Annotated in this window: 12 protein-coding genes and 1 other annotated feature; all 12 genes read right to left on the bottom strand. The window is 34.1% G+C overall.

Annotation, left to right across the window (positions count from 1 at the left end):
• Window positions 1–161: 161 nt before the first annotated feature.
• The 12 genes from radC to ccsA all read right to left on the bottom strand — a co-directional run bounded on the left by radC (window position 162) and on the right by ccsA (window position 14,004).
• The gene (gene radC, locus BHX94_RS02405; protein WP_111744773.1) at window positions 162–695 is read right to left on the bottom strand and encodes a RadC family protein; all 534 of its coding nucleotides are present in this window, start codon (window positions 693–695) and stop codon (window positions 162–164) included.
• Window positions 695–1,420 (bottom strand): prepilin peptidase, encoded by a 726-nt coding sequence (locus tag BHX94_RS13170; RefSeq protein WP_170120736.1) that lies wholly within the window; start codon window positions 1,418–1,420, stop codon window positions 695–697. Before BHX94_RS13170 ends, radC begins: the two co-directional genes overlap by 1 nt.
• A 195-nt stretch (window positions 1,421–1,615) precedes the next feature.
• On the bottom strand, window positions 1,616–3,001 hold the full coding sequence (locus BHX94_RS02395; protein WP_111744771.1) for a YfcC family protein: 1,386 nt from the start codon (window positions 2,999–3,001) through the stop codon (window positions 1,616–1,618).
• Window positions 3,002–3,099: 98 nt separating this feature from the next.
• Complete coding sequence (locus BHX94_RS02390) at window positions 3,100–4,362, bottom strand: bifunctional folylpolyglutamate synthase/dihydrofolate synthase (RefSeq protein ID WP_111744770.1); 1,263 nt, start codon at window positions 4,360–4,362, stop codon at window positions 3,100–3,102.
• Window positions 4,363–4,366: 4 nt separating this feature from the next.
• Window positions 4,367–7,000 carry a valine--tRNA ligase gene (locus tag BHX94_RS02385; protein WP_111744769.1) on the bottom strand — a complete coding sequence of 878 codons (2,634 nt, stop codon included), beginning with the start codon at window positions 6,998–7,000 and terminating at the stop codon, window positions 4,367–4,369.
• Window positions 7,001–7,052: 52 nt separating this feature from the next.
• Window positions 7,053–7,252, bottom strand: a binding site (T-box leader).
• Window positions 7,253–7,287: 35 nt separating this feature from the next.
• Window positions 7,288–8,349 carry an AbrB family transcriptional regulator gene (locus tag BHX94_RS02380; RefSeq protein ID WP_275068259.1) on the bottom strand — a complete coding sequence of 354 codons (1,062 nt, stop codon included), beginning with the start codon at window positions 8,347–8,349 and terminating at the stop codon, window positions 7,288–7,290.
• Window positions 8,350–8,484: 135 nt separating this feature from the next.
• Entirely contained in the window at window positions 8,485–8,940 is a 456-nt protein-coding gene (locus tag BHX94_RS02375) for a hypothetical protein (protein WP_111744767.1), read from the bottom strand.
• Window positions 8,941–9,255: 315 nt separating this feature from the next.
• Window positions 9,256–10,542: a glutamate-1-semialdehyde 2,1-aminomutase gene (hemL, locus tag BHX94_RS02370; protein ID WP_111744766.1), complete on the bottom strand. Its 1,287-nt coding sequence runs from the start codon at window positions 10,540–10,542 to the stop codon at window positions 9,256–9,258.
• A gap of 1 nt (window position 10,543) precedes the next feature.
• Window positions 10,544–11,527, bottom strand: coding sequence for a porphobilinogen synthase (gene hemB, locus BHX94_RS02365; protein ID WP_111744765.1), 984 nt, complete (start codon window positions 11,525–11,527; stop codon window positions 10,544–10,546).
• A complete protein-coding gene (locus tag BHX94_RS02360) occupies window positions 11,527–12,210 on the bottom strand; it encodes a uroporphyrinogen-III synthase (protein WP_170120735.1) in 684 nt (227 codons plus the stop codon). Before BHX94_RS02360 ends, hemB begins: the two co-directional genes overlap by 1 nt.
• Before the next feature lie 12 nt (window positions 12,211–12,222).
• Complete coding sequence (gene hemC / locus BHX94_RS02355) at window positions 12,223–13,155, bottom strand: hydroxymethylbilane synthase (RefSeq protein ID WP_096076239.1); 933 nt, start codon at window positions 13,153–13,155, stop codon at window positions 12,223–12,225.
• A 15-nt stretch (window positions 13,156–13,170) separates the two neighbouring features.
• Complete coding sequence (gene ccsA / locus BHX94_RS02350) at window positions 13,171–14,004, bottom strand: cytochrome c biogenesis protein CcsA (protein WP_111744763.1); 834 nt, start codon at window positions 14,002–14,004, stop codon at window positions 13,171–13,173.
• Window positions 14,005–14,012: the final 8 nt, after the last annotated feature.

Genomic DNA, 14,012 nt, shown 5'->3' with positions numbered 1-14,012 from the left:
CAAATTATTGATTAATAATTATTCACTCTCTTGCCTATTACGCGAATCATGTCTCAAAATTTATTTTAAATCTATATCAGTCCATTTAAGTTGCCTTTCGCCATAAGGAAAAAGGCGAAATTAATATAACCCTGTAAGCACAACGGATGTCAATTTTGCCATTAGTTTTTCATACCTATATGAACAACAATGATATTCGCCGCACTTCTTTTAATGGCTTCTCGAAATATTTCACGCGGATGAACGATGGACGCATTTAATGATCCGATAAAGATTGTTTGCTCATGTATGACGTAATTCTTTGTATTTAACATCAATACTATAAAATGCTCCTGAGTAAAATATCGCATGCGTTCCATCAATAAATCTGCTACACATTGAGGCGATTTAATCTTAATCCTCTGTTCCAGAGAATGTGTATGCATACGCTGTGCCAGCTCTATTACAGCAAGCATTGTTGCTGCTTTTTTGTCACCGATACCTTTAACTTGTGTAAGTTCCTGCAATGTTAAATATCTCAAATCCTTTATATTATCTACTTGATTTAATAAATTTTCTGAAACTTGGTATACAGATTCATCGCGTACACCAGTGCCGATAATCAATGATAACAGTTCCTGGTTTGTTAACTTATCGGCACCATAGATCATTAGTCGTTCTCTTGGTTTATCAATATCTAATGGAATATCAATCATCAGACAAATCCTCCAAAGTACAATATTTTGATTTGTTCATATATTAGGAGTACTACAAAAAATGATGTCGTTATAAAGGGGACAAGTGGTACTTTTTTAAGCCCGGTTTTATAACTTAAAAAGATGATACAACTAAGACCTCCTATTAAATATGTAATAAAAAATAACGATATAAAAAATGGAATAGGCAAGAATAGAAGAAGTATTGAAAATAATTTAATATCTCCATAACCAATACACTTTGAGAGAAAGAAAAATAAATGAAGTAGAATAAAAATTAGTAGTTTAAATAGAAAGACATCATAGGAAAAATATATTTGATAGATTAACATGTCTTTTAGATTAATCAGCATTAGCGGAAAAAATAATAAAATTAGCATCATATTAGGTATTTTTAAATGTTCAGTATCATATATTGATAATGGAATAAGCATGATTGCGATTGTAGCTAATAAATCAATATTGAATTGCTGATTCAAACTTAAATGAACAAGTGCCAGCCCCGTTAATATTTCGCAAATTAAATATTTACTAGATAATTTACAATTGCAATATCTGCACCGACCCCAATTCAATAAGAATGAATATACAGGTATTAAATCCATCCATGAAAGATTGTGAAGACATTGGTCACACCTTGATTTCCGACACAAACAATTCTTTTCATAAGTCAGACAAAGCATAAATGAACCAATGCATGACCCTAAAGTAAACCAGATGATCATATAAAACTTGTATCCACTTTCTTCTCCTCCTTTAATAAATGTCACGACTAATATAGAACAAAAATAAATTGTTGTAAAAATGCAGCAATTTAATAATTGCATTAAAATTTATACGAATAATAAAATAAAAAGCTTCAAAATCAAAATTCTGCAGAAAATAAAGACAGAACTTTGATTTTGAAGCAAATATTAATACTAGAAAAAATAAGTATATACAATTAAACTTGACAGACAAATTACAGCCCAGATCAATGAAATCTTCCAGACAAATTTTAGCCATTTTGAATACGGAATACCTGCTACCGCAAGTAACCCCATCAAAGAAGCAGATGTCGGGATGATGTTGTTACTGATTGCATCACCATATTGGAATGCAAGTACAGCGACTTGTCGGTTAATCCCGAGTAAATCACTGATTGGTACCATAATCGGCATAGTCGTCATTGCTTGACCTGATCCAGAAGGAATAAAGAAATTTAATACTAACTGTGTGATGAACATCGCTATGACTGAAAATGCTGTCGGAAGATGATCAATAAAATCAGTCATATAGAATACAATTGTATCGATTATTTTTCCTGACGTCAGAACAACGACAATTGCTTTTGCAAATCCTACAATAATAGCGCCAAATAAAATATCTTTCATCCCTTCAAGTAATGCATCAAATGTACCGTTTAAACCTAAACCTCCGATGAGGCCAGCAACGATTCCCATCAATAAGAAGTTTGCACTCATTTGTGATAAGAACCATTCATATTTAAAGATACCGTACACATTTATAATAATCGTTATTGTAAGCAATATTAATATAATCGCATGTCGCTTTCTAAATGAATCAAACTTTGTATTTAAAACATCCTCACTCATTGTACTGCGTTCTTCAACATTAATATCATGTAACAAGCTTTTTCCTGGATTATTTTTTACTTTTCTTGCATATAACATAACATATGCAATCCCAGAAATAAGGACAAGTAAATATACTACTGTTCTAAAACCCCAACCAGAAAATAATTTTACTTCTGCAATCTTCTGTGCAATTCCTACCGTAAAAGGGTTTATCATCCCTCCCAGGAATCCTATTCCTGCACCTAATGCTATCATACTTGCACCCACCATCGCATCATAACCAAGTGCTGTCGCAAGTGCGATGCCTATCGGTACAAAAATTATCGTTTCTTCACTCAGCCCAATTGAAAATCCTAATATACTGAAAATAATCATAGTCATTGGAATCAACCATTTACCATATTTTCCAATTCGATTCATCAAAGAATTAACACCTGTTGTAATAGCATCTGTGCGATGAATAACGCCAAATGCCCCACCAACAATAAATATGTAAAAAATAATTTCTGCCCCTTCAATTAAACCTTGTGGAACAGCTCTAAATATTTCAATAGGTTGCGCAGGAGATTGTGCTACTTCATGGTAAGAACCATTTACAACTATATTTTGTTTATCTACCACTTTTCTATCAAATTCACCTGCAGGAACAATATAAGTCATTACTGCAGCGACACAAACGATCAATAGCAGTAAAAAATACGTATGGGGCATTTTTAACTTTTTTTCCATATAAATTCCTCCTTTAAAATATCATTCCCTATTTTCTGAAATTTCTGCATAAAAAAACAAAGAATCTATAAATAGACTCTTTGTCAAAAATGTATCAATTATTTTTTTAATTTATCTTTTACCGCACTGATAAAATATAAACTTCCTGTAACAAGCAATAAGTCTCCATCGTACGACTTAATAAAATCTGCATAGTCTTTAATTTTAACTTTCTTTTCATGCTCTACATTCTCATAAATGGTGTCAACCGGTAATGCTTTCGGGAAATCAAATGCTGTCACGTAAAATGTATCGGCAATTGATTCCAGAGCTTTTAGCATCTTGCCGATTGGTTTCCCATCAATTGCTGAGAATAGCACATCGATTCGTCGATCAGGATAATATGTTTTCATAGTATCTACTAATACATCAATAGATTCTTTATTATGTGCACCATCAAGAATAATAGTTGGATTCTCCCGAACAGTCTCAATGCGACCAGTCCACGTAGTATCTTCAATCGCATCGATCATTTTATTGAAATTAAGCATAATCATTCCACGATCAAACATCTCTAATAATGTCGCAATCGCAAGTGAAGCATTTTCCTGTTGATGCGTACCGATCATCTTCAGCTCGATATTTTCTAGTTCATAGTCTTTATATCTGAACGTAAATTCCTTACCGTTTGAAATACATTGAATATCACGTTCCAGCTTTATACCTTTTACGTGCTTTTCTTCGACGACTGAATTTAAATACGCCTTTGCTTCATCGTTTTTGGCTGCATAGACGAAAGGCACGCCGGCCTTTATCACACCAGCTTTTTCTTTCGCAATATCCAGATAAGAATCTCCGATAATATTAGTATGATCTAAACCGATACTTGTTAAGATGGTCATGATAGGCATGAACACGTTGGTCGAGTCATTCTTAGCTCCTAAACCAGCTTCTACAATCACGAAATCCACTGGATGAATTTGACCGAAATACACAAACATCATCATCGTAATTATTTCAAATTCCGTCGCTACTCCTAAATCTGTTTCAGCGTCCAGCATTTCACTAACGGGTTTTACGATACTAACAAGCTCAACGATTTCATCATTCGTAATTGGCAAGCCATTAAGACTGATACGTTCATTGAAAGTTTCTATATAAGGTGATGTAAAGGTTCCTACAGAATAATTATTTTCAATCAATGCATTCTTTAAATAACTAACCGTTGAACCTTTACCATTTGTACCAACGACATGAATACCATTAATATTTCTTTCAGGATGTTCTAATCGTTCAAGCATCCATTCCATACGTTTAATACCCGGCTTAATTCCAAATTTATAACGCTCATGAATCCAATATAAGCTCTCTAAATAATTCATATGATTACTTCCTGTTCAATTGATTTAATCGTGCTTGAACACTTTCATATTTTTCTGTATAAAGTGCTTGTTTTTCTTTTTCTTCATTTATAATTTTCTCAGGTGCTTTAGATACGAACTTTTCATTACTTAACTTTTTATTAACACGATCTAACTCTGAAGCCCATTTCTTCAATTCTTTTTCTAATCGCTCAATTTCTTTGTCCATGTCGATTAAACCTTCTAATGGTAAGATAACCAATCCACCTGTTACAGCTGTAGTCATCACTTCTTCAGGCATATCAACTTCGGTGCTGATGGTAAGTTCACTTGGATTACAGAAACGCTCGATAAAAGGTCTCTCTGTTTCAAGGCGTTCAGTCGTTTCCTGATTATTCGTCTTAATCATCATCGGAATTTGTTTACTCATTGGCGTATTCACTTCATTACGCGTATTTCTCACGGCACGAATAATTTCCATAAGCTGTTCCATTGATTTCTTACTTTCAATATCCGAAAGCTCAGGACGCACTACCGGCCAGCTTGCTGTAACGATAGAGTCACCTTCAACAGGTAAGTTCTGCCAGATGCTTTCTGTAACGAATGGCATAAACGGGTGCATCATACGCATAATTGAATCTAAAGTATATGCTAAAATCGAACGCGTCATTTGTTTTGCTTCTTCATCTTCACCGTTCATCGGTATTTTACTCATTTCAATATACCAGTCACAGAATTCGTCCCAGATAAAGTTATATAGTACTCGGCCAACTTCACCAAACTCATACTTATCTGCTAAACGTGTTACTTCTTCAATCGTTTCATTTAGACGTGTTAAAATCCATTCATCAGCAAGAGATTTTTTACCATCTAATTTAATATCACTAGATTTAAAATCATCACCGATATTCATAATACTGAATCGCGAAGCATTCCATATTTTATTGATGAAGTTCCAGGTTGCTTCAATCTTTTCTGTAGAATAACGTAAATCCTGACCAGGTGTTGATCCCGTTGCTAAGAAGTAGCGTAAACTATCAGCACCATATTGTTCAATAACGTCCATTGGATCTACACCGTTGCCTAATGATTTACTCATTTTACGGCCATCTTCAGCACGTACTAGCCCATGAATCAATACTTCATTAAAAGGTTTCGTCTCTGTAAATTCAATACCCTGGAAGATCATACGTGCAACCCAGAAGAAGATAATATCATAACCTGTAACAAGCACATTAGTCGGATAGAAACGTTTGAAATCTTCAGCATCCACATTTGGCCAGCCAAGAGTAGAGAAAGGCCATAATGCACTTGAGAACCAAGTATCTAGAACATCTTCATCCTGTGTCCAGTTTTCACTATCAACAGGCGCTTCTTTACCTACGTATAATTCTCCTGTTTCATTGTGATACCATGCAGGAATTTGATGTCCCCACCATAACTGACGTGATATACACCAATCATGGATACCCTCCATCCAGCGGTTAAATGTTCCTTCAAAACGTGGCGGAACAAATTCAATTTTTTCATCTGTCTTTTGAAAATTTAATGATTGTTCTGCTAAAGGAGCCATTTTTACGAACCATTGTTTTGAAAGATAAGGTTCTACAATCGCGCCGCTTCTTTCACTATGACCAACCTGATGCATATGTTTCTCAATTTTAATCATCAGACCAGCATCCTGTAAGTCTTGCACAAGCGTCTTACGACATTCAAAGCGGTCCATACCAGCATATTTACCAGCTAATTCGTTCATCGTACCGTCTTCATTCATTACATTGATGCGTTTCAGATTATGACGATTACCGATTTCAAAGTCATTTGGATCATGCGCTGGAGTAACTTTCATTGCACCACTACCAAAATCCATCTCTACATAATCATCACCTAAAATAGGTAACTCACGTTCAACGATTGGCAAGATAACTGTTTTACCGATTACATCTTTATATCGTTCATCTTCTGGATGTACAACAACAGCAGTATCACCTAGTAATGTTTCAGGACGTGTTGTTGCAATTTCAATAAATCCTTCACCTTCTGCATATGGATATTTGATATGATAGAATGCGCCTTCAACTTCCTCATGTATTACTTCGATATCACTTAATGCAGTTCGCGCTGCTGGATCCCAGTTAATAATACGCTCGCCACGGTAGATTAAACCTTTATCATACATTTTAACGAAAACTTCTTTAACCGCTTCACTTAATCCTTCATCTAAGGTGAAGCGTTCACGAGAATAATCTAATCCTAATCCAAGTTTCGCCCATTGATCACGAATAAAACCTGCATATTCTTCTTTCCAATCCATTGTATGCTCTAAAAATTTTGCACGACCAATATCATGACGTGTAATACCTTCTTCACGTAACTTCGCTTCAACTTTAGCCTGTGTCGCTATTCCTGCATGGTCCATTCCTGGTAAGTATAATGTATTATAACCCTGCATGCGTTTTATACGCGTAATAATATCTTGTAAAGTCGTATCCCATGCATGCCCAATATGCAATTTACCTGTAACATTCGGTGGCGGAATCACTATAGTAAATGGCTTCTTGTCATCATCTTCAGTTGCTTTAAATAAACTTTTATCTAACCATTCCTGGTATCGTCCTTGTTCTACTTGCTGTGGATTGTATTTTGTATCCATAGTCATTCCTCCAATATATATTGTCCAAAATTTCCTGCAAAAAAATCCCGTCCTATAACAATAGGACGGGATAACCGTGGTACCACCTAAATTCAGCTTACGCTGCACTTGTTTCGATTAACGCTCTCGCACGTGTACCTCTACTTAAGTTCAAAGTACATTCAAGTCAGGCTACCTTCGCTAAATTTCAATATGCATTTCCACCGTCCATGCACTCTCTTGGATATCCATCTAACTACTCTTCCTGTAGGAATATTTAGTTAAACATATTGTATAAGATTATCATTTAACTGTCAATCAGCACTGCCTATCTCACTATTCAGTCTATGCGTTAAGTACCAGGACATTATTGGCGCTACAATTAATAAAATAAGAAAGATCCTAAAAATATGATAGCTTGATATCATCGCAACATTTGCCCCTGTCTCAAGTGCGACTACGATTATCTGTGCCATACCTCCTGGCGCTGCAATTAAGAATACATCATTAAAGTTATGATCTGTATAAATATTGATAACGATACTCAAAAAAATGGCACAAATAATAAGTAATATATTTTGAATAAAAATCCCTATAAACAACCTTTTATTTATCTGACTAGATAAATCATACATTTGCAGTCCAATACGTACACCAAACAATAATTGTGCAAAGTTTATCAATGACATCGGAACAGTAAAATTTAATCCCGTACTTAAATTCCAGATTAAAATGGCAAATGTCGGACCTAACATATCTGGCACAGGAAAATGGATAAGCTTTAAAATATATATACCTGCAGCAATCATCGCAACAATCATTACAATTTGTTCAAGCGTTAAAACTTCAAATACTTGCTTTGCTCTATTAATTTGATAATGTTCATGATTGTCTGAAGTCATACTAGAAATAAACGGCACAATCATAATTACGAACAGTAAACGAGACGTTTGTGCAAGTGTTACAACTAAGATGTTGGCATTTTTATTTTCTTCTGCCATAACGATCATTTGATTTAATGCACCTGGAATGGACGCCAGTAAAGCAGTTTCAGTTGTACAATTAACAATGTGTTTAAAAACAAATGAAATCATTATAGCACTCAATAAAATCATTACACTTAAAAATATAACAGACAGGAAATCACCCGCGATATCTACAAATACCTCTTTTGTAAAAGACACACCTATTTGTGCACCTAATATATATAGACCTATGTCTCCAAGCCACTTAGGCCACCTATATGTTAATGAGGTAAATTTCCTGAGAATTATAGTAGCTAAGATCGGTCCAAATAACCATGGTAGTATCATACCTATCTGATCTAAAATCAAACTGAAAATAATGCTGATTAAAAATAGTAATATATAACTCATAAAAAACACTTCCATCAAATTTAATACGGTAAAATAACCTTTGCTACTATTAATATATAGAAGAAAATAAAATAATACATATTAATTGCTTATAACACAAAAAATAGGACTCATATTGAGTCCTATTAGTTATCATTATGCAGCTAAATCAAAATTTGTGATTGTTGCAAGATCGAATTTTTTGATTGAAGCTTCTTCAGTTGTAGCATCTTCAGTAGTTTCTACTTCTTCTGTTGTCGCTTTTTCTTCTGTTTTAGTTTCTGAATCTGTTTTGTCTTTATCATCATCATCTTTATTATTACAGAAACTTAAAGCTAAGATTGCTAATAATGCTAGTAATAATAATGGTAATAACCATGCCCATGGGCTTTTCTTCTTAGGTTCACGTTCGATGTGATCATGACGAACACTGTCACGTTCTTCAACTACAACCTTATCATGATGTTCACCTTCACTAACTTTACGGCCATCTTTATAAGTGTCGCCGTCTGCTTGATGTGTAACGTGAGTTTTGTTACGATCTGTTTCTGAATTATAAATTACATCTCTGTCTTGATTATTTTTGTTGTTATCGTTTCTATTGTTTGACATGATAACTACCTCCACATTTTTTTTATGTAATAGAAAATTAATTACATAATTAAGATAACCTTAATAACATAGTTATAAACATTTATATTTAAAAAAATTTTCTAATTCCTTAAAAATACAGTAATATCAAGCCTTTTATACTAGAATATTTATTTATCAGAAATTGATCAGAACAGATATCCAAAAGAAATTTTCAATTTATTTAATAAAATAAGTTGTACTAAATTATTGCAATTCACAATAAAAATAAAATAGAACAATAATCAATTACAATCGATTATTGTTCTTCTTGAAAAAAATATTTATTTCTATTTCTTACTTTTTTAACTTAGATAATGACATATCAAATGCATTTAACGTCTTATTGATATCTTCGCTCGTATGTTGTGTAGACATAAACATACCTTCAAATTGTGAAGGTGGAAGAAATACACCGTTATTCGCCATTTCTTTATACATCGCAGCAAATTGTTTTAAATCTGATTTCGAAGCAATTTCAAAGTTCGTTACTTTTTCTTCATTTAAAAAGTATCCAATCATACTGCCAGCTCTATTTACGGTAATCGGAACGTTATGTTTATTAAACACCTCATACAATCCTTTTTCTAACTGATCACCTAATTGATTGAAGTGAGCATAGCTCTCTTTAGTTAATTGACTTAATGTATAATATCCACCTGTCATAGCTAATGGATTACCACTTAAAGTTCCTGCCTGATATATACTACCTGCTGGTGCGATGTGCTCCATAATTTCACGTTTACCACCAAAAGCGCCAACAGGCAGTCCTCCACCTATAACTTTTCCAAGACACGTTAAATCAGGTGTGACATCGAAATATCCTTGTGCACAATTGTAGTCTACTCTAAAACCTGTCATAACTTCATCAAAGATAAGTAAAGCACCGTATTGTGTTGTAATATCACGCAATCCTTGTAAAAATCCTTCAACTGGAGGTACAACCCCCATATTCCCAGCTACTGGTTCAACAATAATACATGCAATATCATCACCATATTTCTCAAAAGCAACTTGTACTGCGTCCAGATCATTGTAATGTACTGTAATCGTATTTTCAGCAGTTCCTTTAGGTACACCTGGTGAGTCTGGTAAGCCAAGCGTTGCTACTCCTGATCCTGCTTTAATTAATAATGAATCGCTATGTCCGTGATAACATCCGATAAATTTTAATATTTTATTTTTTCCGGTATATCCGCGTGCTAAACGAAGTGCAGCAAGTGTTGCTTCAGTTCCGCTTGATACCATACGTACCATCTCAACTGATGGCACGCGTTCAATGACAAGTTTCGCCATTTCATTTTCTAACGTTGTAGGTGCCCCAAAGCTACTACCTTTCAAGATAGCCTTTTGAAGTTCATCTGTTACTTTATCATCGGCATGTCCTAAGATTAATGGTCCCCAGCTTAATACATAATCGATATATTCATTGCCATCGATATCATAAATTTTAGATCCCTTTCCGTGATCCATAAATATTGGATCCATATCTACACTTTTAAATGCTCGAACAGGGCTGTTAACGCCTCCAGGCATTAATTCTACAGCCGACTTGAATGCATCATGTGATTTGGTAAATTTCATTTTAGTAGTCTCCTTTGTCGATGTAATAACAAATATCTTTTGCAAAATAAGTAATGATCATATCTGCACCTGCACGTTTCATTGAAAGCATCTGTTCCATTACAACGCGTTCTTCATCAATCCAGCCATTTGCTGCAGCAGCTTTTGTCATTGAATATTCTCCGCTGACATTATATGCAACAATCGGAAGATTACTATTATTACGTACGTCACGGATAATATCTAAATAACTCAATGCTGGTTTAACGATCATCATATCGCAACCTTCTTTTTCATCACTTTGCAGTTCACGTAGTGCTTCAAGACGATTTGCCGGATCCATTTGATATGTCTTTCTATCACCATGACTAGGCGTACTTTCAGCTGCATCACGGAATGGACCGTAAAATGCTGATGCATATTTAATGCCATAACTCATAATCGGGATATTAATAAAGCCAGCTTCATCTAAACCTTTACGAATTTCAGCAACGAATCCATCCATCATATTACTTGGTGCAATAATATCTGCACCTGCTTTCGCCTGAGAAACTGCTGTCTTTACAAGCAATGGCAACGTTTCATCATTGATGACGTCATGTGTATGATCATCGAGCACACCACAATGACCATGGTCTGTATATTCGCATAAACAAGTATCAGCTAATATAAGTAAATCCGGATATAATGACTTCGCTAAACGTGTTGCCTTCTGTATAACACCGTCATCATCAAATGCACCTGTACCACATTCATCTTTATGATTCGGAATACCAAAGAACATAATTGCACGAATACCTGAATCATATGCATTTTTAATTTCTTCTTCAACAATGTTTAAACTCCACTGGTAAATCCCTGGCATAGAAGCAATTTCATTTTTTACGTCATCTTTTTCAACGACGAATATTGGATAAATTAGATCTCTTTTCGCAATACTCGTTTCTCTTACCATATTTCTCATATTTATTGAAGAACGTAAACGTCTGTGTCTATCAAAATTCATTATAATCCACCTTTTCTGTTATTTTCTATATTCAATATCGTATCAATCATACTCTTCTTCGTTTCAATTTGACTTACATAATGCTCAATATTTAATTGATTTAATGCACTGCTCGTCACATGACCAATTGCCATAAACGATAAATTATGATTTTTAGACTGTTTTCCATACGCATTGACACTAGACGGCGACATGAATGTTATCCAGTCTACCTGATGTGTTTCAATCAATTGCAAAGCCAAATTGATATTTTCATCTATTTTTACTGGTCGATATAAATCAATTCTATCCACATCCGCCAAAGATTTCAATGCATCATACATTTTCGGTCTTGCTTCTGTTGAAATAGGTAAACACACTGTACTGTGACAAAATATATTATCCATTTCATCGATAAAACTTTCCTGATTAAATTTAGAGGGCATAAATACTACTTTATGATTGTAATGCTCAATATGTTCTTTTGTTTTTATTCCTATCGCAGCGATATTATCAAAAGTAACATGTGCATACAGTTTAAAAAAGATTTCCACTGCATTTTTACTTGTAAAAATAAGCCAATCATAATGCTGACGAGTAGGTTGTACAGGAAGAGGTTCAACACCGATAAACGGTAGGTGAATGATTTCGACACGCTCATCCCTATACAATTTACTATCTGTCATCAATACAATTGGCTTCATGTTTACCATCCTCTAGTTTGATTTTGGCGTATTATTCAAAGTTTCGATAATCTTCTGTGCGCCATTTCGTTGCATGGCCTCAGCTACTTTAGCACCTAATACTACAGGATCAGTACCTGCTTCAGTTACTTTATATTTTTCTTTGCCGTCAGTAGACATAATCAATCCGGTAAATGTGATTTTATCATTAGACATTACTGCATGTCCCGCAATCGGTACTTGACAGCTGCCATCCATAAGTTTTAAAAATTCGCGCTCTGCCTGTGTACATACTTCAGTCTCGCTGTTGTGAACGGTAGCTAGTAATGAAAGCGTTTCTAAATCATCAATACGGCATTCGATACCTAAAGCACCTTGTCCAATAGCAGGCAGCATCGTTTCAGGATCAAGATATTCTGTTACAATATCTTCACCCCACCCCATACGGTTAAGTCCAGCTGCAGCTAAAATAATTGCATCAAAATTTTCAGTTTCCAGCTTTCTAAGACGTGTATCAATATTTCCGCGAATCCATTCAATCTTAAGATGTGGATATAAATTTAAGATTTGAGCGCCACGACGCAAAGATGATGTCCCTACAATCGCACCTTCTTTTAACTCTGATAATTTAATGTGTCCTTTAGAAATAAATGCATCTCGTGCATCTTCTCTATCTGGAATACATCCTAATGTAAGACCTTCCGGTAACTCACTCGGAACATCTTTTAAAGAGTGAATCGCAAAATCAATTTCTTTATTATAAAGAGCAGCTTCAATTTCTTTAACGAACAATCCTTTTCCACCAACTTTAGATAATTGCACATTAACAATCTGGTCGCCTTTAGTCACAATCTCTTTAATTTCTATTTCAACGCCTGGATTCTTTTCTTTAAGTTTAGCGATAAACTGCTTGCTTTGAGTAAGTGCAAGCTGACTTCTTCTAGAACCAACGATAAATTTTTTCATAATAGCCTCCAAAGATTAATAAAATAACTGATGGAATCCTGAAAAACGAGAAACGATTAAATAATTGATGAGTAATAATAAGAATAACACGATATTAAAATCCATCAATCTATGCATCATTAACTTGTTTTTTTGATGTAAAAATATATATACGGAATATCCGATAAGTAATAACAGCGAACCTAATACTTTAGAGTCGACCCATATTGATTTCCCTTCAAAAGTAATGCCCCAATAAATACCTAATATTAATGAAATCAATAGCATGACGCATCCTATAATTGAAAAAACTTGTACAAATCGACTTAAGCTCTCTAGATCACCTATCCTAAAAAATTTATGATTAAATTTCTTTTGTTTTAATTGATGCATTTGTGTTAAGTATAACACGGCATGTAATGCAGCAATTAAAAACATAACATAAGACACAATAGCAAGCGTTACATGTATCCACAATAATTCATTCATCATATGTGATACAGTTGTTCCTGTAGAAAGATCTAAAGGCTGAAATGTATGAATCATCATAAACACGAATCCTATTAAATTCATCAAAAAGATAAAAAACTCTGTTCGAATTACTTTAGATAATATTAATGATATCAAAATTATGAGCCACGTAAAAAAATAGAAACCTTCATTGATCGTTTCAATTGGAATACGTCCTACAATAAAAATAAATAAGATAATTGAAGTTGACTGCAGAAGAAATACGCTAAGCAATAATAAATATCCATAACGTTTAAGTCGGCGTGACTTCTCTACAAAGTCAAAGAAATAACAAGCAATACTTATCATATATAGAATAAGTATTGCTTCATGTAAGCGCATTAATAATAATTCATTCATTTTATCAC

The organism is Macrococcoides bohemicum (genome assembly GCF_003259675.1).
GTDB classification, from domain to species: Bacteria; Bacillota; Bacilli; order Staphylococcales; family Staphylococcaceae; genus Macrococcoides; species Macrococcoides bohemicum.
Note: the sequence above shows the minus strand (reverse complement) of the source record. Positions and strands in the feature narration are given on the sequence as shown.

What these genes read in the sequence shown, in the direction of transcription:
- radC (WP_111744773.1), bottom strand. Translation starts at nt 695, where the DNA reads ATGATTGATATTCCATTAGATATTGATAAACCAAGAGAACGACTAATG.
- BHX94_RS13170 (WP_170120736.1), bottom strand. Translation starts at nt 1,420, where the DNA reads ATGATCATCTGGTTTACTTTAGGGTCATGCATTGGTTCATTTATGCTT.
- BHX94_RS02395 (WP_111744771.1), bottom strand. Translation starts at nt 3,001, where the DNA reads ATGGAAAAAAAGTTAAAAATGCCCCATACGTATTTTTTACTGCTATTG.
- BHX94_RS02390 (WP_111744770.1), bottom strand. Translation starts at nt 4,362, where the DNA reads ATGAATTATTTAGAGAGCTTATATTGGATTCATGAGCGTTATAAATTT.
- BHX94_RS02385 (WP_111744769.1), bottom strand. Translation starts at nt 7,000, where the DNA reads ATGACTATGGATACAAAATACAATCCACAGCAAGTAGAACAAGGACGA.
- BHX94_RS02380 (WP_275068259.1), bottom strand. Translation starts at nt 8,349, where the DNA reads ATGAGTTATATATTACTATTTTTAATCAGCATTATTTTCAGTTTGATT.
- BHX94_RS02375 (WP_111744767.1), bottom strand. Translation starts at nt 8,940, where the DNA reads ATGTCAAACAATAGAAACGATAACAACAAAAATAATCAAGACAGAGAT.
- hemL (WP_111744766.1), bottom strand. Translation starts at nt 10,542, where the DNA reads ATGAAATTTACCAAATCACATGATGCATTCAAGTCGGCTGTAGAATTA.
- hemB (WP_111744765.1), bottom strand. Translation starts at nt 11,527, where the DNA reads ATGAATTTTGATAGACACAGACGTTTACGTTCTTCAATAAATATGAGA.
- BHX94_RS02360 (WP_170120735.1), bottom strand. Translation starts at nt 12,210, where the DNA reads ATGAAGCCAATTGTATTGATGACAGATAGTAAATTGTATAGGGATGAG.
- hemC (WP_096076239.1), bottom strand. Translation starts at nt 13,155, where the DNA reads ATGAAAAAATTTATCGTTGGTTCTAGAAGAAGTCAGCTTGCACTTACT.
- ccsA (WP_111744763.1), bottom strand. Translation starts at nt 14,004, where the DNA reads ATGAATGAATTATTATTAATGCGCTTACATGAAGCAATACTTATTCTA.